Source organism: Flavobacterium sp. RHBU_3 (genome assembly GCF_046613565.1).
Taxonomy (GTDB): domain Bacteria; phylum Bacteroidota; class Bacteroidia; order Flavobacteriales; family Flavobacteriaceae; genus Flavobacterium.
The window spans coordinates 278,353-300,322 of sequence record NZ_JBKJHC010000006.1 but is presented as its reverse complement, the minus strand read 5'-3'; the positions used below and the strand labels follow the sequence as shown (position 1 = coordinate 300,322).

Here is a 21,970-nt window from a genome sequence, read left to right as displayed (position 1 = left end):
AGTTAAAACGGTGTAGGTAGGTTTAGTTCTTTACAAAAGGCGGCTATCTGGGCATCGGTGGCTGCCATGCTTTCTTCCAGCGCGTGCAGCTGGGTGGCTATAGCGGCTATGTCTATTTGTTCTTCTTCCTCAAAGGTGTTTACATAGCGCGGTATGTTCAGGTTGTAGTCGTTTGCTGCTACTTCGTCTAACGTAGCCACGTGGCTGTATTTGTCTATAGCTTCGCGGTTGCGGTAGGTGGTAAGTATCTTGTCTATATGGTCTTCGGTAAGGCGGTTTTGGTTGCCCACTTTTTCATATCCCTGGCTGGCATCTATAAACAGTATGTTATCGGGCTGGGTGCGGCACTTGCTTATTACCAGTATGCAGGTGGGTATGCCGGTACCGTAAAATATATTTGCCGGCAAGCCTATAACGGCATCCAGGTAGTTTAGCTTTTTTATAAGGTATTCGCGTATGGTGCCCTCTGCCGCGCCCCTAAACAGTACGCCGTGGGGCAGTACGCACGCCATAGTACCGTTATCGGCAAGGTGGTATACCATGTGCTGCACAAAGGCAAAATCGGCCTTGCTGCCGGGTGCCAACTTTCCGTACTGGCTAAAACGCTCGTCGGTTTCGTTTAGCGGGTTGTCTTTGCCTTTCCACTTGGCGCTAAAGGGCGGGTTTGCCACTATGGCCTCAAAACGTTTTTCGGTATGGTGCGGGTTTTCCAGGGTATCGTCTTGCCTTATGTCAAAACGGCTAAAGTGTACATCGTGCAGTATCATGTTCATGCGCGCCAGGTTGTAGGTGGTGCGGTTTAGCTCCTGCCCGTAAAACTCCTCTACATCGGCCTCGCGTGCCACACGCAGTAGTAACGAGCCGCTGCCACAGGTAGGGTCGTACACGCTGCGCAGGCGTGCCTTGCCTGCCGTAACTATACCGGCAAGCACCTTGCTTACCTGCTGCGGGGTATAAAATTCGCCTGCCTTTTTACCGGCTCCGCTGGCAAACTGGGCTATAAGGTACTCGTAGGCATCGCCCAGCACATCGCTGTTTGCGTTGCCAAGCTCAAAGTCTATTTTGCTAAGGTGCCCCAGTATTTTGCTTATCAGCTTGTTTCGCACTTCTACGCTGCGCCCCAGCTTGGTGCTGTTAAGGTCAAGGTCTTCAAAGAGCTTGTTAAAGTCGTCTTCGCTATCGGTGCCCATAGTGCTTTGCTCTATACTGTTTAGTATGCCTTTAAGGTCTTCCAGTATAAAGTCGCTTTCGTGCTCGGTATTGGCGTTGCCCTTTTGGGCTATGGCATCAAAGAGTTCGCCGGGTTTAAGGTAGTAGCCCAGGTGCAGCAGGCTTTCTTCCTTAATAGCGGCAAGGTCTTCGGCATCGGTTACCAGGGTGTAGTCTTTTACGGTTTCGGTTTCCAGCAGCCTGTTGGCAAACAGCAGTTGTTTTTCGCTCAGGTATTTATAAAATATAAAGCCCAGTATGTAATCCCTAAATTCGTCGGCATCCATTTTGCCGCGCAGTTCGTTTGCTATGTTCCAAAGCTGCGCTTCCAGCAGCCGTTTTTGTTCTTCGCTCATGTGGTTTGTGTTTGTACCTTAGGGTAATATTAGGGTTGGTTGGTGGGATTAAACATCTATTCAGTTGTAAGTACTACTTGACAACTGTAAATGACTTAGGGTATATTAACGTGAACAGTATGATGGCCTGTAGCAGCTTCAGGAAATGTATAGTGTGAAATTTCTTTGGTTTCATTATTTTCTACAATTACAATTAATTCCTTGGGTACTCCTGGGTACGGGTCAATTCTTTTCTTTGTTGCAGGGTCAACGATTTCGTGGACTATTATGCTCTTTGATATTGAATTAAAACTCGCTTTAATTCTGTTTGGTACAAGATAACTCGTAACATCTTGACCAACTTTTAAGGAAGGATTTTCCTGGTCTTGCTTAACAAAATAAATAGCAATTACTGTGTACTTCATATTGATTGGTTTTTAAAATTTCAGTTTAATCTTATCAGCAGCCTCGCGTTTTGCTTCGTCTACCACTTTGGCGTAAATCTGTGATACTTTGTGCCTGCTATTTGCCGATGCAGAAAGTTGCAACCCAGTATTTACAGGCTTTTCCTGAACCCGGGGTACAATGGGGGTACAAAAAACAGCCAAAAATCACAAAAAAAGACAAACAAAACAGGGTTTTCTAAGGTTTGTAAGAACGCCAAAACAGGTTATGTTTTCAAAGATACTCAATATTTGTCAAACGTCCATTTTTGGGTGAAGAAGAGCAGCTTGAGATTTGGGTCGTCGCACAGTATTTTTCGTGTTGAAGGACGTATTATGAAATCAACGGAATTTCTATCACTATGTAGAAAGGAAATACTTATACTACAAATACAAGCAAATTGTTTTGTTTATTAGATGTTGCACTTTGAAGTAAAAATTTATATATCATTTTGATATATAAAGAAATACTGTTAACTAAAAAACTCGCACTGATTGTGCGAGTTTTAATATTAGTTTGAATGTTTTACAATAATTGCTCTAAATTTAGAAGACATGTTTACCATTTAAAATATAGAAGATATTTTTTAAGGGTTACAAATTAAGATTGAATGAATTCCAAAAGGTCTTGGTTGATTGTTTCGTGTTCCGTAGTTGGCATTCCATGAGAGAATCCGGGATAAGTAATAAGTTTTCCGTTTTTTAAAAGTTTTGCAGATTTTAAAGCGGAGTTTTCTATGGGCACAATTTGGTCGTCTTCTCCGTGAAGTACCAAAACCGGAATATCTACGGCCTTCAAATCCTCAGTGAAATCAGTTTCAGAGAACGCTTTTATACCATCATAATGAGCAACAATTCCACCCATCATACCTTGTCTCCACCAGTTTCTCTGGATTCCATCTTTTACATCGGCGCCCTCTCTGTTATAACCGTAGAAAGGAAAAGTCAAATCAAAATAAAATTGGTTCCTGTTGTTTAATGTTTGCTCTCTGATATTATCAAAAACTTCCATTGGAACACCATCCGGGTTGCTTTCGCTTTTTACCATTACCGGTGGAACAGCACTTATTAATACCGCTTTTTTAGCTCTTCCTTTAGCATATTTGTTAGCGTATCGAATAACTTCGCCACCTCCGGTAGAGTGACCAATGTGGATAACATCAGTTAATTTAAGGAAATCTACTAATTCAGCTACGTCAGATGCGTACTGTTCAATGGTGTGATTGTAAATGTTCTGACTGGAACGGCCATGGCCCCTTCTGTCGTGAGTAATTACTCTGTACCCCCTTTGAAGAAAGAAAATTACTTGTGCGTCCCAGTCATCTGATGATAACGGCCACCCGTGGTGAAACATCAATACAGGTCCTTTTCCCTGGTCTTTGTAAAAAATCTCTGTTCCGTCTTTTAATGTTAATGTGCTCATTGTTTTAAATTTTTAATGGTTATGATTAATTTATTTTTCGTTGTATACTGGCTTGTAGGTTTAGATATGGGTAATTAGTTTGCTGAGCATTTCGGTTGATAAACTTTCAGCATACGTACCATATGCGCTTATCATCACTCCTTTAATACCAAAGGTTTCAGACTTAATACCATACACAATGTCTTCATCTCCCGGATCAGTATCGCCTTCAAACCGAAAGGAATATTCAATGGTAAAATCACCGGGAGCTACAGATTTATTTTTGTTGTTAAAGCTTATACAATCCTGTTCAAGGTTAAAGTCTACAGTATAGCCTTCTTTGTTAAGCCATTGCAAGGCTTCCGTAACGGTATCAAAGGCGGGAGTATAGTTTTCCATTAAGTTACTGATTTTTAGAGAAACAGTAGTTTGATGTACTGTGTTTTAAGTTTTTTTTAAACATTACTTTTTAAAAAGAGCAGTTTTTAAAGCTACTGCCGCTTGTTGTACTGATGTTTGTACAGCAGGTATATGTTCGAGTGGGTTAAGCATACCGTAGTCGTGTATAAAGCCTTTGTATTCTGTAATAGTAGTTGGCACGCCGGCTTCGTCTAGTTTGCGGGCGTAAGCCACACCTTCGTCATGCAGTATGTCGTTTTCGGCTACCTGAACCAAGGCTGGAGGAAGATCTTTTAGCTCATCTAACGAAGCCTGTAATGGCGATGCGTATTTTTCTTTACGTTGTGTAAGGTCGGTAGTGTAATTATCCCACATCCATTTCATTAGCGGAGTAGTAAGAAAACGTTCCTGCGCAAAAGTCGTGTACGATTTACGGGTGAAATCAGCATCGGTGACCGGCCATAACAGTAGTTGGAAACTTAATTTAGGACCTTTTTTATCTTTAGCCATTAGTGCCACAACAGCTGCCATATTTCCGCCTACGCTATTTCCTGCTACGGCCATTTTAGAGCTGTCTACGCCAATTTCCTTGCCGTGCTCAGCTACCCATTTTGTTGCAGCATACGCTTGGTTAATGGCTACAGGGTAGCGTGCTTCCGGCGACGGAGTATAGTCTGGAAATACGGCTACGGCACCACTGTTTACTACAAGGTCGCGCACCAGTCTCTTGTGGGTAGGGTAGTCGCCTAGGATCCAGCCACCACCATGGAAAAACATAAATACCGGTAAACCCGGTTTAGCACCCTTAGGTTTTACAACGTGGATTTTTATACGCTGTCCGTCCTGGTTTATGATTCTCTCTGACTCTTCAATATCTGAATAATCAAAGTTTACCGATTTTTGTGCATTTACCAATACCAGTCGGGCTTCCTCAGGTGTCATTTGCTCCAGCGGTTTTCCGCCACCGCTATTTAGTGCATTAAGAAATTCTTTGGTTTCTCTGCCTATGTTTGGGTCTTGTGCCGCAGGAACGATAGTTTGGGCAGTTGCAAAGGTGGTTACCGTAAGTGCAGCAATACCGGTAATGATTGTTTTAAGTGTTACTTTAGATTTCATAATGATTTTGATAAAAGAATTATTTAATAATCATTATGCTAAAGAAATGCCTTTTGTGTAAAGCATTGTTTTATAATGCTTTAAAGCTGCGTAAGAAACTTTAAATTACGATATATCGTATTTTTTTGTTTATTATTTCTTGTGTATAAAATTTTTACTTATCCCAAGTTTCTGCATTCTTGAGATTAATGTGGTATGTGGCAGTCCTAAGCGTATTGCGGCTCCGTTAGGACCGGAGATACGCCCGTTGCAAAGTTTTATCGCACGCAGTATATATTCCTTTTCTATTTCTTGTAGTGGTTTTATTTCATACTCGTCTGCGTACGGTAATTCGGCGGTTTTTACATACGAGAAATGCATTTTGGTAATGGTTCCGGTTGTAGCCAATAATATGCTCCGTTCTATTATATGTTTTAGTTCGCGCACGTTACCCGGCCAGGTATACAGCTGCATAGCCTCCTGAACTTTTGTGGCTATTTTAATGGGCTTTATCTTGTTTTTTGTGCAATACAAATCAATGAAGTGTTGGCCTAAAACCGTTATATCTTCTTTGCGTTCACGCAGGGGAGGGATTTCTATAGGAAATACATTTAAACGATAAAATAAATCGGCTCTAAAACGTCCTGCAGCTACCTCCTGAACCAGGTTACGGTTTGTAGCAGCAATAATACGTACATTAACCCGTATGGTTGTACTGCTGCCTATGGGTTCAAATTCATTTTCCTGTAGTACTCTTAGCAGCTTAGTTTGCATTTGCAGCGGCAATTCGCCTATTTCATCCAGAAATAGCGTGCTGTTATCTGCCAGTTTAAACTTACCTGTTTTACGTTGTACCGCTCCGGTAAAGCTTCCTTTTTCATGCCCGAACAGTTCACTTTCTATTAAATTTTCGGGTAGTGCGGCACAGTTTACCTTTATCATTTTTTTACTGCGCCTGTCTGATGTTTCATGGATAGCCGCTGCAATTACTTCTTTACCGGTACCGCTTTCACCCAGAAGTAGCACGCCCGATGTAGTAGGTGCTACCGTTTGCACCAGGTATTTTACGTGTGCTATTGCCTTGCTGTAACCAATAATGGCTTCGCTTTTACCGGCTATTGGAATCGTATTTTCTACCGACAGGGCAGTAGAGTTTGTACCCGGTATTATTATCTTTTCTGAACGCAGTATATTAGAAACACTAAGTGAAAGCTGAAAATTGAGACTGCGTAATAGCCTTATTGCCTGACGCGATAGCATTTCCGGTCTTTTAAAAAAAAGATACAATACCGAAGGATTGTTTTTTTGATGGTGTAACGGAAATATAACCATCTCCCGCATACCCGCCCCAATAGCTTTTTCTATAAAAAGAGGTGTAGTTCCTTTTTTAAAATTGGTATTATGTAAGGGCTGAATAATAGGGTCTGCGGAGGTCATTGCATCAGCGAAATAGCCTTCATTTACAGGTGTTTTTATGTCCGAAATTTCGGCAAGTATCTTTTCATCGGTATGAATGAATATATTGTATTCTTTTTCAGAAACATCAGTAATGCCTATTGCAAGCTGGCTGTATGCTAAATGTTCCTGTAAATTATCTGAAATAATCCGTAAAAGCTCTTTGCGGTTGTTTATGCTGAGCAAACCATTACAAACCGATTGTACCAATAAAAGTTCCTTTTCCCGTTCCTGCATTGCTGCAAGTCGGGCTTCGGCTGCCGATGGTTTTTGTTGTTGCATAGTAATGGTTTTGTTTTTTGTAAAAATACTAAAAGCCAAAAGAGAACCATCGGCTCTCTTTCGGAAATATTTAGTAGTTTATTTTATTTAAAAATAAGTGTATTAGTCAGGTCTATTTCGTCCTGGCTTATGGTATGCGGCATACCATCGTATATTTTAAGGGTAACGCTGGCACCCATTTGTTCCATAATTTTTACTGTTTCCTGCACGCGCTCTACCGGCACGTGGAAATCAGGGTTACTGGTGCCTATAAATACAGGGGTTCCGGCAAAATGACCGTTGTAGTTTCGTGTATTTACCAAATCGCCTATAAGTCCGCCGGTGTATATTACTATGCCGCCGTAGCGGGTAGCGTTACGGGCGGTATATTCACTTACCAGACAGGCACCCTGAGAAAAACCAAGGAAATAGATATTTTCGGCAGGTACGCCTTCGGCAAGCACTTGTTTTACAGTATCGCTTACCTGTTGTAATGATGCTGACAGGTAAGGCTCGTTGTTGGCAGGTGGTGCCAGGAACGATAACGGATACCAGGTATTACCCTCTGCCTGAGGAGTAACAAGGGTAAAACCGTCGGTGTTAAGATAGTTTGCTATAGAAAGTATATCCCTGGCAGATGCGCCACGGCCGTGAATCATTATAAGCACCTTACTTTGTGCAGTAAGCGGTGCGCCGGTTACTATTGTATTATTCATCTTTGTCTGTTTTTAGCCAAATGTCATTATACTCATCCGGATGCCTTTTAAACTGGGCATGCACGTACGGGCAAAGCGGGCGTACTTTAAGATTGTTTTCGCGAACATAAGCCACCATAGTATTTAGCAGTTCTTTTGCATATCCCTTACCGCCAGCACTTTCAGCCACTTCAGTATGGTATACCGTAAGCACATCGTCTTTTACAGACACTACCATTTCGCCTATTTTGTTGCTTTCTTCATAAAGGTTAAAAGCACCGTGCAGGCGTTCGTCCAGTTCCAGTTTTATTTCAGCCATAATTAGTCTATTTTAGGTAAAGTTTGTTCCAGTTGTTCCCTCAAATATTCGTGTTGTTTGGGTAGTTTCAGGTGCGTGCCTAATTCGTTAAGCGGTTCATCAACAGTAAACCCGGGATTATCAGTAGCTATTTCAAACAGCACGCCGCCCGGCTCACGAAAATACAATGAGTAAAAGTAATCACGGTCTATTTTTGGCGTTATGCCAAAGTTTTTCTCCAGGATAAGTTCCCTGAAAGCCATCTGGGTTTCCTCATCTGGTACTCTAAACGCCACGTGATGATTAGTACCGCCGGCATTGTACCCACGTTTACCACCGGGTATTTCCAGCAGGTCGATGTAATTAGCATTCTCTACGGCATCAGTTACAAAACGATAACGGTTACCTTCCTGAGCCAGTAGGGTATAACCAAAAATTTCGGTAAGTATTTTAGCCGTAGGCTCTATTTTATCCAAGCTTAGCGTGGTGCTATGAAACCCTTTGACAGCAGTATCTATAGTAATTTCCGGCGTGGTAAAAGCTTCGCGATTATCGGCTGATTTAGGTATAATAAAGCTTAGATTAAGCCCATCCGGATCTGTAAATGGCAGGTAAGTTTCGCCAAAGCGTTCTCCTTTTTCTCCAAAGCTGACATTATTTTCTTTAAAGCGCTGTTCCCAAAACTCCAGGCTTCCGGCCGGTACACTATAGGTAATTTCGGTAGCCATGCCGTTGCCGGGAGTACCTTTGCCAATACCTTCCCACGGGAAGAAGGTAAGCAGTGTGCCCGGGGTGCCATGCTCATTACCGTAATAAAAATGGTAGGTACCCGGATCGTCAAAATTTACAGTTTTCTTTACCAGGCGTTGTCCCAGTATTTTGGTATAAAAATCATGGTTTTGTTTTGCATTTCCTGCTATGGCTGTAATATGGTGCAGCCCTTGTATCTTATTTTTCATGGGATATTTATTGTTTTGATTTTCTGCCTCTTATCTGAAACAGTTATTTAACTGATTTTTAAAAATACTCCTGTTGTATGCCTAATTTTTTCATTTTGGCATAAAGTGTAGTCGGGTTTATCTTCAGGATTTCGGCGGCGCCACCGGCTCCAAAAACTTTTCCTCCACACATTTTAAGAGCATTCATAATATGTTCACGCTCCATGTCTTCCATAGAAAGTAATGGACCGCTATGTTGTTCCTGTTTAGTATCCTTACTCGATTGAGGGATGACCACAGGTATATCAAATTGTTCTATTTTATCACCTTGTGCAAAAAGGATATTGCGCTCTATAAGATGTTCCAATTCCCTAATATTCCCCGGCCAGTTATACGCTGTAAGTTGCTTAAGCGCTTCAGGTGATATGCCATATACGCTTTTGTTTGCTCGTTTTGCATACTTGGCTATAAAGTGGTTTGCCAGGGCTTCCAGGTCGTCTTTACGCTCTCTTAGCGGTGTTAGCTCTACCGGGAACACGTTAAGCCTGTAATACAAATCGAGCCTGAAACGACCTTCGGCTACTTCCTGTTCCAGGTTACGATTGGTTGCGGCTACAATACGTACGTCTACCTTTACAGTTTGCTCGCCCCCAATACGTTCTATTTCTTTTTCCTGAAGCACGCGCAGCAATTTTACCTGAGCCTCCAGTGGGAGTTCCCCAATCTCGTCAAGGAACAATGTACCACCATGAGCCTGCTCAAATTTGCCCAGTTTACGGCCATTGGCCCCGGTAAAGGCTCCCTTTTCGTACCCAAAGAGCTCTGACTCTACCAGTGAAGCCGGCAGCGCCGCACAGTTTACCACCACTATGGGTTTGCTGCTTCGGGGTGAATTTTCATGCACTGCATGGGCTATACGCTCTTTACCTGTTCCACTTTCGCCCAGCACCAGTACCGATGTATCTGTAGGAGCTACAATACTTATTTTGCGAAGTATTTCTTTAAGTGATGTACTTTCTCCAACTATTCCATTAAAAGTTCCTTTAATAACCGAAGTTGAAGATATACTTGCCTTAGTGCCTTGCTCTACCCCGAAACGATAACGGGCAATATCGAGCATTACAAGCAAATCTTTTTCACGGAAAGGCTTTACCATAAATCCGTAAGGATCAGTTTCTTTTACCGCCTCCAGTATGGCCTGGTTTGTATTTGCCGAAATAAACAGAAACGGCACTCCCTGTTCCTTAAGCTCACGGGCCATATCAATACCCGTTTCGTTGCCTTTTAAAATAATGTCCAGTAAAACCCACTCAGGTTTCTTGTCTTTTACCAATTGCCGTGCCTGCGGAACCGATGCTGCTATGCCTACCACATCGTACCCGGCTTTTTTAAGAATCATTTTAAGGTCGTTAGCCACTATAAATTCATCTTCAACAATCAGTATTTTCTTCTTTGTTTCCATCATCATAGCGGGCATTATACTTCAGCCCTTCTCTTTATAAAGTTAATTGTTATGGTTACACCGTTATCAGAAACGATATTGAAATCTCCATCAAGTTGCTGTGCCAGCCCCGTCATAAGGTTCATACCCAGCGAATCACGTTCTTCGTTTTCAAAGTTTTCAGGAAGCCCTACACCGTTGTCTGCTATTTTTAAAAGGTATTCACATTCTTTAGTTTTCTTAAAACCGATACTTATTAAGCCTCTTTTATCAGGAAAGGCATACTTAATGGCATTGCTTATGGCTTCGTTTAGTATTAGCCCCAGCGGTACCGCCTGAGCTACATCCAGCTCAATATTATCGGTATCAATTTCAAAACGTATTGTGCTGTCTGTAACAAAACAATCCGTAAGGTAATTTACCAGTTCTTTAATGTACCATGCCATATCAATGCTCGAAAGGTTTTCGGTTTGATACAGCTTTTGGTGGATGAGCGACATGGCGTGCATGCGGTTTTGGCTGTTTTGTATGGCCAGCAGGGCATCTTCATTATCAAGGTAAGCCGACTGGCTGTTTAGCAGGCTTATTACTATTTGCAGGTTGTTTTTTACCCTGTGGTGTATTTCTTTCAGCAGCCATTCCTTTTCATCAACCAGCTGCTGTAATATTTTATTCTGTCTGTTAATCTCTTCTTGTTTGGCTTCCAGTTTTTTATTTACTCTCTGTTTTAGTTTGTTGCGGTTATAAAGCAGTCCAAGTATGATGAGTAGTATAATAAATCCACCTATAAATATATACCTTATAACCTCCTCGTTATGCAACTGAATTTGCTGTAATTCCCCTTTCTGTTTTAGCAGGCTTATGTTTTTATCCTTTTTTTCGGTCTCGTATTTAAGCTGTAGGTCGGCAAACTGTTTTGTGCTATTAATATTAAACAGGGAGTCGTTTAGCTCTTTGTAAGCCTTTAAATGCTGAATGGCACCAATATAATTCCCTGTAGCCGAGTCAGACTCGAAATGAGTTTGTTCAATTTCGGCAAGGTTAAAAAGATCGTTGTTCTGTTTTGCAAGTTCTTTTAAATGGTTTATGTACACATATGTTTTATCTGCTTGCCCGGTATGTAAAAGATACCGTACCATGGCATAGTACAATTTTTCCTCCCTGATGTGGTTTTTATGAACACTTGTATGCTGACTGTATTTCAGCAGGCGTTCATAATACGGGCGGGCTTTTTCATACTTTTTGAGCCTGCAGTATATTAATATATACAGTGCAGAATATTCTATATCCCAATTTTCCCCTTTATTATACTGGGTAGCGCCGTTTAGTATTTCCAGAGCCTCAGTAACTTTGTTCCTGCTTAGAAGGTCACGGGCAGTATTTATGGTTATGGAGTTAACACCCTCAATATCATTTATTTCTTTAGAAACTTCAATTGCTTTTTTATAATATATTACAGACTGGTCATGATATTTCAGTTCTGAGTAAATTGTGGCTATGAGATCGTAAATAATGCTTAGCATCTGCTTGTCAATACTACTCTTCTCACTCATTTTTTCTGCTGCAAGGGCATAAGAAAGTGCGCTTTGGTACTTGCCCTGAATCCTGTAATTCAATCCCAGCATGGCATACTCCTTACACAGGTCGGTTATATTATGTTCTTTTTTAACCTTTATAGCCTGCTGTGCATATTTTATAGATGTGGCTGGGTCATCCAGGGTATTGTATAGTATAGATACTTCACACCATATATCTCCTTCGTTGTTAAAAGCACCGGCTTTTCGGTATAAAGCTGCAGCTTTTGAGAAATAACCTACCTTCTTAGGAATATCACTATAAGAAGCATCTACTGCTCGTGATTTATAAGAGTCTGCTTCCTGTTTTATACGGGCAAATTCATCCTCATCAACCGTTTGGCAAAAGGCTGTTACTGAAAAGAAAAATGTGGCAAGCAGGAAGTAGAACTTCATATAAGGTTTTATTAATCTTGTTTTTTAGATAAGGCATAGCAGGCAATCATACATAAACCAGACAAAGCTACGGCCGCAAGTCCGTATTCCTTACCAAGCAAACCTCCTAAAAAGCATCCGCCCAAAAATCCGAAGATAGTTACCGACTGTTTTTTTAGGCTTGCTACTGCTTCGGCAGTGTTTTCCCCTATTAGTATGGCTCTTAAATCAAGTGAGGCTTGCGTTACATTTCCTGTCATCATGGTGGTAGGGCCATGTGTAGCTTTACTAAATACTTTTCCTAATGCATTTTGCATTCCCATAGCAAAAACTACAAGGAGTACTACAGCATACATAACCACCGTATCCTGATTATCCAAATGTAATATAAACGCCAGTATTCCTGCGGTTAAGAGCAATAATGCTTCTGCCAGTAATGTCTTTTTTTGCCCTTGATTTTTTGCGAGCCATCCGCCTGACATCACAGCCATAATAAATATCGGAAAGGTAATCAATTTTATCCATGCATCCATACTAGCCCCTGTTACCAGCTGATAGGCAAATACAATAAAGTTACCGGTAACGTGCGCCGAAAATATATTGCGCGCCGCTACAAACGTAACGGTATCACAATAGCCTGCTACAAGTGCCAGTACCAGCGTAATAGTGTTTATATTTTTATTATCCATAACCGTTTATTTTAGGTGTGAACGAAGCATCCAGGCCATTTTTTCGTGGGTTTCCATAAGCCCGGTAATAAAATCACTGGTGCCGTAGTCTTTAAACTCCGCAGCAAAACGGTCTATGTTTTCGCGCAGGCGAATCAGTATACTTTCATGATCTATAAGCAACTCTTTTATGAAACCCAAGCTATTGTTATCTTCACTTTTGGTTTCGGTAAGGTGCGTTAGCTCCAGGTATTCCTTAAGGGTGGCAGGGGCATAATGGCCCAGTGTGCGTATGCGCTCGGCAACACTGTCTATGATTTCGGACAATTCATTGTACTGTTGCTCAAAGAACAGGTGCTTGTTGTAAAAATCGTTGCCTTCCACATTCCAGTGGGCGTTACGTGTTTTGGTATACAATACAGTTTCGTCTGCCAGCAGTATGCTAAGTGATTGTGCTACTTCGGCAAGGTGTGTTTCTTTGATTCCAATTTTCGGTTCCATAATATTGTTGTTTTTTAGTTTGATATTTTTGAGACCTGTGGTGTTAACCATTACCCCAGATTAATAAGATTTAATATATAATGATCCAGCGAATACGTTCCGGCACCCAATGCCAACAGGAACAGCAGCGACAGCGTATACATATACGGTACATCGCGTACTTCAACTGAATCGTGGCGGTGCACCATAAAGTAACCGATGGCTGTTACACCAATAGTAGGCAGTACAGCCAGCCGTGTACCAACGCCTGCTATGATAAGGAACGGCACTACGGTATCGGAAAAAGTGGCTACCAACCCGTTTAATTTTTCGGGCAAGTGCAACGGGTTTGGTACGTGTTCGCGCTCTCCGTTTTCTACCCTGAATTTTTTCATGCCATGTACCCTGAACAGTTCCAGGGCAAGCAATACCCTGAATACGAGCAGCGCAGCGTTGTTAAATGGGCTGCCCGCATCTGAATATAAAATGGTTTTTATAAGTTCCATAATATCTTTTGTTTAAAAGGCAAAGCAAGAGCAGCCCATGGCACCCCAAAATGCAGTGAAGTTATTTACAGGGATATTGCTCATCCTTGCCTTGTTATGATCGTGTGCGTGTACGTTACAGGCACCTGCGCAGTTATGTACGGCATTGGCTACGTGGTTGTGGTTGTGAGATGCAAATGCTGCCGAACTACCTGCCAATTTTTTACCGTGTACATCGGCACTATAATATCCGTTGTAGCTGTTAGTTGGCGACCAGTCGGGCAGTATAGGGATAACAGGAGGGGAGTACGATGAAAAATCACCTTTGGCATACACTATCTTGCCATCTACTACGGTAAGTTCGGCTTCCACTTTTTTCACATCTTCTTCAGATACGGTAAAATAATCGCGATCCAGTACGGCTAGGTCGGCAAGCATACCGGTTTTAATATCGCCTTTTTTTGCCTGCTCCTGGCTAAACCACGCACTGCCACGGGTGTATAAGTCAAGCGCTGTTTCTCGGTCAAGCCTTGTATCGGTGTACAATTGCAGTCCGCCTACGGTTTTGCCGGTAGTTAGCCAATACATACTTACCCAAGGGTTGTAGCTGCTTACCCTTGTAGCGTCAGATCCGGCACCAACTGGTACTTCCATTTCCAGCATTTTTTTAATGGGTGGAGTGTTTTCAGCGGCAGCTGCCCCATAACGGTCGGTAAAGTACTCTCCCTGGTATGCCATACGGCTTTGTACCGCAATACCACCTCCCAGTTTTTTTACACGTTCTATGTTGTGTTCGTCTATGGTTTCGGCATGGTCAAAAATCCACGGCAATCCGTTAAACGGAATTTCCTGGTTTATCTTTTCGAATACATTAAGGAAACGGGTGATGCTTTCGTTATAGGTAGCGTGTAAACGGAAAGGCCAACGGTTTTCTACCAGCAGGCGTACTACTTTTTCAAGGTCGGCTTCCATGTTTTCGGGCAAATCGGGTCTTGGCTGTAGGAAGTCCTCAAAATCGGCGGCAGAGAACACCAGCATTTCGCCCGCACCGTTATGGCGGTACATATCATCGCCCTGATATAGTTTTACGTGGTCTATCCATTCGCTAAAGTCTTCAAATTCTTGCTTTGGGCGTTGGGTAAACAGGTTATACGCTATACGAACGGTAAGCTGTTTCTTTTCGTTCAGTTCGTTTACTACTTTGTAATCATCCGGAAAATTCTGGAAACCGCCGCCGGCATCAATTACGCTGGTAATGCCGAAACGGTTAAGCTCCTTCATATAATGGCGGGTAGAGTTTACCTGGTGCTCATACGATAGTTTGGGGCCTTTAGCCAGGGTAGAATATAATATAAGGGCGTTTGGTGTAGCTATAAGCATCCCTGTAGGATTGCCTTTACTGTCGCGATCTATGTGGCTTCCCTGAGGGGCAGGCGTATCTTTTGTATAGCCTACAGCCCTGAGTGCGGCAGCATTAAGCAAAGCCCTGTCATACAGGTGCAATATAAAAACCGGGGTATCGGGTGCTATTTCGTTTATCTCGGCTAGGGTAGGCATACGGCGTTCGGCAAACTGAAACTCACTCCAGCCGCCCACTACGCGTACCCATTGTGGCGATGGGGTAATGTCTACCTGCTCCTTAAGCATGCGCATGGCATCGGCCAGAGAGGGTACTCCATCCCAGCGCAGTTCCAGGTTATAGTTAAGCCCACCACGAATAAGGTGTATGTGCGAATCGTTAATACCCGGTACTACACGTTTTTGTTTCAGGTCGATAATTTGCGTGGCATCGGCGCTAAACGTCATAATATCGCTATCGCTGCCCACGGCTATAAACTTACCGTCTTTTATTGCTACAGCCGTTGCGCCTTTGTTCTCGGGTACGTGGCTGTGTATTTTTCCGTTATAAAGTATTAAATCTGCTTTCATAAGGGATATTATTTCAGGTTAAGTATGGCTTCGTTAATTCCCTGTCCGGCAACTTCAAAGAAGGCGGGACCTGCCAGCAGGGTAACTTTTTTTAGTGGTTTAAAGGTGGTAAGCTTTTGGTTTTTAAACCAAAGCTCGCTGCGGTATGCCTCAAAAATTCCTTGGGTAACATATCCGGCTACCTTAGCAGTGGGCGAATCTATTCCGGCATCTTTAAGGTCGCTGGCAAATGAAAAATGGCTTACCCCAAGGCGTAGTGCTTCGCGGGTGGCAACGCTGCCCACTTGTATCATAAGTTCGGAGGTGAATTTATTACGATCACCAAGACCTATTAATAATAGCTTTGGAGCCCCTAGTCCGCCTTTAGCAGGTGTAAGCAAAACCGTTTCCAGTGCATGACCGCTGAATTTTCCTGATTTGCGCAGCTCGGTAAGCTGGTGGTTCAGGGCATCGTCTAAGTGTACCAGTCCGTTTAGCATGGCGGGCAGGGCAGGAGGTGAGTTAAAAATATCGCCTTCGGTATATTCAAATACGCAGGCTACCTGTAACTCTGATTTTGCTGCCGATGGCCCTTGCACCAGGCCTTCTACGGCTACTCCTTCTACCGTTCCCCATATTTTTGAGGTACCTATGGCGGTGGTTTTTTCCTGAGCGGATACTGTGCCAATAGCCAGTAGTAGTGCTACAGCAAGAAATGCTTGTTTAAAAAGTTGTAGTGATTTCATAATTTGGATACAATTAAAATTTGATGGTTACGCGAGCGTTCATAAACAGCCCGTCTTTAGCATTGGATATAATGTCCTCTATAAAAGCACCGGTTTTAAAGTATTGTACACCACCGGTAAAGCTCATAAAAGGGTTGAGTGTGTAAGTAAGTCCGACAAGGTAGGCGGTACCTATGTACCTTTGGGTTGACGATGCCCCGGGGCGGTTAAATACACCGCTTGGCCTGTACACACCGTCTTGTAAGGAATAGCGCCAGTTGTACACCACATCGAGCTGCAGGCGAAGGGCTTTTAGCAAATCAAATGTAGCATAGGGGTGAATGTCGATGAGGTTTACTGGCCCTATTTGCGGACTGAAACCAAAGTAACCGCCCTTTGGGTAAATGGGGTTAAAGGTTTGCAGGTTGCCGTCGCCGGCACGCCTGTCACCCGAAATGTAGTCGTTTCGCAGGTTGATGGTAGGCCTGAATTTGGTATTTTCAAACATATAGCCCAGGTCTGCCGAAGCAGTCCATGCACTGATATTGCCCTTACCAAAGCTGCCAAACTGATAGGCGCCCTCCAGGTTATAAATAAACCCACCACCATAGCGCCAAAATCTTCCACCTATAGTATGACGCAATTCTTTAGCTGTACCTTCTTCATAAGGTGAATAATCACGGCGGATGCCTATATAGTATACATCCAGGTTGCCCGCTGCCGGGAAAATGATTTTACCATAACTTCCCCAAAGGTTGATTTGTTTGGTCGGTTTGTTGTCAAAAGCGCCGGGATAAGTGGTGTCGGCCATCATTACAAAGGCATCGGCAGTTATGCGTGCTGAAGCATACATGGCTTTTGCACCCGTAAAGTACAGCCTTGCGTTAGGGCCTTCGCGTACCGAGATGAGACGCCCTGAACCGTAATCCAATTCCTCCCTGCCCAGCCTGAAGAGTACTTTTTTCTGTTCTTTTTGCCAGGCAGTTAGGTCTACAAACAGGTTTTGTATGTTAAGACGGTCTTCGTCTATACCGCGTGGGCCGTTTTTACGACCGTCCTGTAAGGCGCTTCGCAGTTGTGCAAATATGCGTACGCTTTTACCCATGTGTAAATTGGCATGCAGGTCGTAGCGCTGCAATAGAAAGTCATTATGCCCTATGTTTAGTCTGCCCCAGTCTTCATTATTAAAATCCACATACTCTGCCCGTGCTTCCCCGCCAAATGATGCGTACACATTACCGCTTTTATTCAGCGGTAGGTACTTAAAGTTTTGATACAGGCTCCTTGCCGAATCTTTAAGGTAACTGTAATCCTCATCGTAGCGCAGCAGTTTAAAGGGTTGCGCGGTCAGGGTACAGCAACATAAGAGGAGCAGGGATATGATGTAATACTTTTTCATAATCATTTGGTTTCGGGGAAAAGACAAAGGCGGGTGATGTGTATTATTAGTGGTTCAGCATGTTGTGCGCATATTGTATGCCTATACCATATCCACCACCATATTTTTTCATAAGGTCGGTTACCGGACCGTAGGTTTCCTGGCGAGCCCAGTCGCGCTGTAGTTCTAATAAATACTGAATTGATGTGATAGGTTTTACACCTTCCTGAATCATACGTTGAATGGCACGTTCGTGAGCTTCGGTGCTTACATCACCGCAAGCATCGGTAATTACATATACTTCATAATCTTCGTGTATTGCAGATAGGGCAGGGCCCACAATACATACGCTTGTCCATAGTCCTGCAAGTACAATTTTTTGTTTGCCTTTGCCTGTTATGGCTTTGTAGGCAGCTTCGTCTTCCCAGCTGTTCATGGTAGTGCGGTCTATATAACCCGATGTAGCCTGCGGATAAAATTCTTCAATTTCCGAAAATACCGGACCCGAGAATGAATTTTCGGCAACAGTAGTGATAACGGTAGGTACATTAAAAATTTTTGAAGCACCACAAAGTATTGCCGCATTTACCCTTAGGTTAGTAATGGAAATACTTTCGGTAGCAAAAGCCATCTGGCCTTCAAAATCGATTAAAACAAGTGTGTGGTTATCTGGCGATAACAGGTTTTTAGATGGTTTCATAATATAAGGTTTTATTGTTTGGTATTACAATAAGCTATTATGAAGCCATTTTTGTTAATGTATTGTTTTTTAGTTTTTTATGTTTGTTTTGAAATGTTTTTGTTTACGATATATCGTAATTTTTATAACAGGTATCTAAATAGAACGTCTTAAAACATTAGGCAATACAATGATAATGATAATAATGTAAAGGAATTTTTAGTTTTTTAAAAAGTGAAATAAGACTCATTTTTATTTCACAGGGTTGGAATAAAAACAAAAACTCCGAACAGAAATGTTCGAATTTTTTTTAATCTAGGTAGGGGTGGCAGGATTTTGGAGTTGCTACATTTTACTAGATATTAAGATATAGATAAGACAAAGTCAGCGTAAGAGTTAAAAAAGAATCCTAAAAATCCTCTAGTAAACTATTGCAATTACGTATTGTACTCCTCTGTCCGAGTGAAAAATCAATTGACTGTTAACAGGCCTGTTGTTCTTAGCCATTGAAAAAGCCTTTACCGTAGTGCTTTTAGCATCCATTGTCTCACTTAACGACCAGCCAATTACTTTTTGATCAGCCAAATCGATTACGGTTGGCTGCGAAAATTTCCCAAATTAAGAAAGAAACTACTTTCAGTAGTTAGCCCCTGTCTAAGTAGCTGCCATAACAGGCTGCATCCCATCTGCGATAAAACAGAGTTGATGAACAAATCCTGTTTTTCGAGTGCTTCGGCAAGGGAGCAGCTTGGCAGGTCTTCGGTATCTCCGAGATTGAGCAGCTCCAATCCCTCATTTTTTATATTACTGCCGGTTCTGTATCGGCTGTTACAGGCTCACCAATCCTTTCTGCCACAAAATTTCCCCACTGGTCTATGGCTTCGAGGGCTGGTAAAAATGTACGCCCAAAATCCGTAAGGTTGTAAACTACTTTTACCGGAGGTTTATCACCATGTACAACGCGACTCACAAGGCCGCTTTCTTCAAGTTGTTTCAGTTGAAGACTCAGCGTCATCTCAGTGATAGCAGGTATTTCTTTACGCAACACATTGTATCTTTTCTCGCCGTTTTTTAAATGGTGTAGTATTACCGTTTTCCATTTTCCGCCAACAATGTCCATAGCCAAACTTATTGTGCAGGCATAAACTTTTCCGTTAACCATTACATTTTTTCCCATAAAAAGTATACCTATCGGTTTTGATAGGTATTGCAAAGGTATTATACTATAAGTACTTTTGCAACTATAATTTTTATAGTACTAAGTTTGAAAAAAATATTTATAATTAATGCCGGACAACATTTTGCACATTCTGGAGGAAAGTTAAACCATGAGATTACAGGCTGGGATACAGAATTCTTTAACGCGAAAAAAAGTTTTGACTACAAAGTAACTAATGTAGAAGAGCCATATGATGTGGAAACGGAAATAGATAAATTTTTGTGGGCAGATGTAATTGTGTATCATTTTCCTATATGGTGGATGTACATTCCGTTTACGCTTAAAGAATATCTTGATAAGATTCTTACGGCGGGCCATAGAAAAGGAATGTATTATAGTGATGGTAGAAAAGCGGAAAATCCAACCCGTAATTACGGTACAGGTGGGCTTATGACGGAAAAAAAGTATATGGTAACTACCACCTGGAATGCTCCGGAAGAAGCATTTACAATACCCGAAGAGTTTTTTCAGGGCAAAAGCGTAGACGATGGAGTGCTTTTTCCCTTTCATAGAATGAATGCTTTTTGTGGTATGAGCGCTCTAAAGAGTTTTCATTTTCATGATGTGGAGAAGAATATGAATCAGGCTCGTTTTGAAAATTTAAAAGTCCAATATTTTAATCATTTAAACGAAGTTTTTATATAACTAACTATGCAAAAAATCAAATTAGGGCTGTTGATGCTTTTAGTAAGTATTGCAGCATTTTCGCAATCTCAAAAGAAGAAAAGTATGAAACAGAAGATATTATTTGTAGTAACAAGTCATGCTGAAAAAGGTACTACAGGAGAAAAAACCGGTTATTATTTAAGTGAAGTGGCACATCCGTGGAAAGTACTTACCGAAGCTGGTTATGAGGTTGATTTCGTAAGTCCGAAGGGAGGTACACCACCTGTAGACGGCTTTGATTTAAAAGACCCCATCAATAAGGAGTTTTGGGAGAATAAACAGTATCATAACAAAATTTCAAATAGTTTAAAACCGTCACAGGTACAAGCAAAGGACTACGTGGCAATTTATTTTGCAGGTGGGCATGGTGCCATGTGGGACTTACCTGATAATACTGAAATAGCATTGATTGCTGCCAAGATATATGAAAATAACGGCATTGTGGCTGCTGTTTGTCATGGCCCTGCCGGACTGGTAAACATTAAACTGAGTAATGGAAAGTACTTGGTTGACGGAAAAAAAGTGAGTGGTTTTAGTAACGAAGAAGAAGAACAGGTGGGTCTTACTCATGTTGTTCCTTTTTTGTTAGAAGATAAATTAAAAGCTGTTGGAGGCACTTACGAAAAATCTGCTCCGTGGCAAACACAAGTAACCAATGACAAACGCCTGATAACGGGGCAAAATCCGCAATCTGCAACTGAAGTTGGCCTGGAGATAAAGGAAGAACTTAAAAAAATATAATGAAACAGATTAAAAATATTCTGGTTGTTGTTCTACTAACAATTGGATTTACCTTAAAAGCACAAACGGTAGAAACGGTGTTTGAGGATAATACCTACCAACTCACAGGGGTGGCTGTTTCTAAATCAGGGCGGGTATTTACTAATTATCCGCGTTGGGCAGGCCCGTACCAATATGCTTTGGTAGAAGTAGGTAAAAACAATAAGAAAACACCTTTCCCCGATGTACAATGGAATACCTGGGATGTAGAAAAGGGCGGCGATAAAGCCAATCACTTCCTGTGTGTACAGGCAGTGGTTATTGATGACAAAGACGCCATGTGGGTAGTAGATGCCGGATATGCTAAAAATGCCGAAGGCGATCACAAAGGGCAAAAACTGGTTAAGATAAACCTGAAGACCAATACGGTTGAAAAAGTATATCCGTTATATCCGGTTTTGAGCGCTAAGAGTTATGCTAACGATATTCGGATAGACACAAATAAGAACATTGCTTACCTAACCAATTCTGGTGAAGGGGGAATTATAATTGTAGACCTGAAGTCGGGTAAGGTGAGGCAGGTATTGTTAGCTACATCGGTTACAAAGGCAGATACCACCTATGTAATGAAACGTAATGGCAAGCAGTTAATAAGCAATGGTAAACCGTTCTTTGTACATTCTGATGGTATTGCCTTGACTCCCGATGCTGCGCAATTGTATTTTAAGTCGTTAACAGATAACAAACTTTACCGTATTGCGACCTCTGATTTAAACGATAAAAATTTATCTGAAGCCCAACTACTCCAAAGTGTTAAATTGGTAGGAACATTTACTACGACAGATGGTATGGCATTTGACAAAAAAGGAAATTTATACCTGGGTGACCTCGAAAAAAGAGAACTCATCCGTATTACCCCGCAGCTAAAAGTAGAAACTGTTTTACCTGCCAATGAAGATTTGGCCTGGCCCGATAGTTATTCTGTAACCGATAATGGTTGGCTTTACATCAGCCTATCAAGGATAGATGAAGAGCCACGCTTTCATAACGGTGAAAACAGCCGAAAAGGCCCCTATAAAATTGTCAGGGTAAAGCTTGATTAATTGTTCTAATACAGTACAG

At 41.9% G+C, this 21,970-nt stretch carries 22 protein-coding genes; 3 read left to right on the top strand and 19 right to left on the bottom strand.

The window, feature by feature from the left end:
* Positions 1-2: 2 nt before the first annotated feature.
* The 19 genes from ACLI1A_RS11055 to ACLI1A_RS10965 form a co-directional block, all read right to left on the bottom strand.
* Positions 3-1,565: a type I restriction-modification system subunit M gene (locus ACLI1A_RS11055; RefSeq protein ID WP_411408714.1), complete on the bottom strand. Its 1,563-nt coding sequence runs from the start codon at positions 1,563-1,565 to the stop codon at positions 3-5.
* Between the two features lie 95 nt (positions 1,566-1,660).
* Entirely contained in the window at positions 1,661-1,969 is a 309-nt protein-coding gene (locus ACLI1A_RS11050) for a hypothetical protein (RefSeq protein WP_411408713.1), read from the bottom strand.
* Positions 1,970-2,588: 619 nt separating this feature from the next.
* Complete coding sequence (locus ACLI1A_RS11045) at positions 2,589-3,410, bottom strand: alpha/beta fold hydrolase (protein WP_411408712.1); 822 nt, start codon at positions 3,408-3,410, stop codon at positions 2,589-2,591.
* Positions 3,411-3,470: 60 nt separating this feature from the next.
* Complete coding sequence (locus ACLI1A_RS11040) at positions 3,471-3,788, bottom strand: phosphoribosylpyrophosphate synthetase (RefSeq protein WP_411408711.1); 318 nt, start codon at positions 3,786-3,788, stop codon at positions 3,471-3,473.
* A 63-nt stretch (positions 3,789-3,851) separates the two neighbouring features.
* Positions 3,852-4,904 (bottom strand): alpha/beta hydrolase, encoded by a 1,053-nt coding sequence (locus ACLI1A_RS11035; RefSeq protein WP_411408710.1) that lies wholly within the window; start codon positions 4,902-4,904, stop codon positions 3,852-3,854.
* A 132-nt stretch (positions 4,905-5,036) separates the two neighbouring features.
* The gene (locus ACLI1A_RS11030; protein WP_411408709.1) at positions 5,037-6,620 is read right to left on the bottom strand and encodes a sigma 54-interacting transcriptional regulator; all 1,584 of its coding nucleotides are present in this window, start codon (positions 6,618-6,620) and stop codon (positions 5,037-5,039) included.
* A gap of 83 nt (positions 6,621-6,703) precedes the next feature.
* A complete protein-coding gene (locus ACLI1A_RS11025) occupies positions 6,704-7,315 on the bottom strand; it encodes an alpha/beta hydrolase (RefSeq protein ID WP_411408708.1) in 612 nt (203 codons plus the stop codon).
* Entirely contained in the window at positions 7,308-7,613 is a 306-nt protein-coding gene (locus ACLI1A_RS11020) for a GNAT family N-acetyltransferase (protein WP_411408707.1), read from the bottom strand. Before ACLI1A_RS11020 ends, ACLI1A_RS11025 begins: the two co-directional genes overlap by 8 nt.
* A 2-nt stretch (positions 7,614-7,615) precedes the next feature.
* Positions 7,616-8,551 carry a ring-cleaving dioxygenase gene (locus ACLI1A_RS11015; protein WP_411408706.1) on the bottom strand — a complete coding sequence of 312 codons (936 nt, stop codon included), beginning with the start codon at positions 8,549-8,551 and terminating at the stop codon, positions 7,616-7,618.
* Between the two features lie 58 nt (positions 8,552-8,609).
* Entirely contained in the window at positions 8,610-9,998 is a 1,389-nt protein-coding gene (locus tag ACLI1A_RS11010; RefSeq protein WP_411408705.1) for a sigma-54-dependent transcriptional regulator, read from the bottom strand.
* 8 nt (positions 9,999-10,006) lie between these two features.
* Positions 10,007-11,941: a histidine kinase dimerization/phosphoacceptor domain -containing protein gene (locus ACLI1A_RS11005; RefSeq protein ID WP_411408704.1), complete on the bottom strand. Its 1,935-nt coding sequence runs from the start codon at positions 11,939-11,941 to the stop codon at positions 10,007-10,009.
* Positions 11,942-11,952: 11 nt separating this feature from the next.
* On the bottom strand, positions 11,953-12,609 hold the full coding sequence (locus tag ACLI1A_RS11000; protein WP_411408703.1) for a YoaK family protein: 657 nt from the start codon (positions 12,607-12,609) through the stop codon (positions 11,953-11,955).
* Between the two features lie 6 nt (positions 12,610-12,615).
* Positions 12,616-13,089, bottom strand: coding sequence for a Dps family protein (locus ACLI1A_RS10995; protein ID WP_411408702.1), 474 nt, complete (start codon positions 13,087-13,089; stop codon positions 12,616-12,618).
* A 50-nt stretch (positions 13,090-13,139) separates the two neighbouring features.
* On the bottom strand, positions 13,140-13,574 hold the full coding sequence (locus ACLI1A_RS10990) for a DoxX family protein (protein ID WP_411408701.1): 435 nt from the start codon (positions 13,572-13,574) through the stop codon (positions 13,140-13,142).
* 12 nt (positions 13,575-13,586) lie between these two features.
* The gene (locus ACLI1A_RS10985; RefSeq protein WP_411408700.1) at positions 13,587-15,482 is read right to left on the bottom strand and encodes an amidohydrolase; all 1,896 of its coding nucleotides are present in this window, start codon (positions 15,480-15,482) and stop codon (positions 13,587-13,589) included.
* A gap of 8 nt (positions 15,483-15,490) precedes the next feature.
* Positions 15,491-16,207, bottom strand: coding sequence for a M17 family peptidase N-terminal domain-containing protein (locus ACLI1A_RS10980; RefSeq protein ID WP_411408699.1), 717 nt, complete (start codon positions 16,205-16,207; stop codon positions 15,491-15,493).
* A 13-nt stretch (positions 16,208-16,220) separates the two neighbouring features.
* A complete protein-coding gene (locus ACLI1A_RS10975) occupies positions 16,221-17,585 on the bottom strand; it encodes an alginate export family protein (RefSeq protein WP_411408698.1) in 1,365 nt (454 codons plus the stop codon).
* 46 nt (positions 17,586-17,631) lie between these two features.
* On the bottom strand, positions 17,632-18,264 hold the full coding sequence (locus ACLI1A_RS10970; protein ID WP_411408697.1) for a hydrolase: 633 nt from the start codon (positions 18,262-18,264) through the stop codon (positions 17,632-17,634).
* A 778-nt stretch (positions 18,265-19,042) separates the two neighbouring features.
* Positions 19,043-19,420, bottom strand: a complete 378-nt coding sequence (locus tag ACLI1A_RS10965; RefSeq protein WP_411408696.1) for a winged helix-turn-helix transcriptional regulator — start codon at positions 19,418-19,420, stop codon at positions 19,043-19,045.
* An 87-nt stretch (positions 19,421-19,507) separates the two neighbouring features.
* Between ACLI1A_RS10965 and ACLI1A_RS10960 the strand changes: the two genes are divergently transcribed.
* The 3 genes from ACLI1A_RS10960 to ACLI1A_RS10950 are packed head-to-tail and all read left to right on the top strand — an operon-like array spanning position 19,508 to position 21,951.
* Positions 19,508-20,107 carry an NAD(P)H-dependent oxidoreductase gene (locus ACLI1A_RS10960; protein ID WP_411408695.1) on the top strand — a complete coding sequence of 200 codons (600 nt, stop codon included), beginning with the start codon at positions 19,508-19,510 and terminating at the stop codon, positions 20,105-20,107.
* A gap of 6 nt (positions 20,108-20,113) precedes the next feature.
* Positions 20,114-20,869, top strand: coding sequence for a type 1 glutamine amidotransferase domain-containing protein (locus ACLI1A_RS10955; RefSeq protein WP_411408694.1), 756 nt, complete (start codon positions 20,114-20,116; stop codon positions 20,867-20,869).
* A complete protein-coding gene (locus tag ACLI1A_RS10950; protein WP_411408693.1) occupies positions 20,869-21,951 on the top strand; it encodes an SMP-30/gluconolactonase/LRE family protein in 1,083 nt (360 codons plus the stop codon). The genes ACLI1A_RS10955 and ACLI1A_RS10950 overlap by 1 nt, the downstream gene beginning before the upstream one ends.
* Positions 21,952-21,970 lie beyond the last annotated feature (19 nt).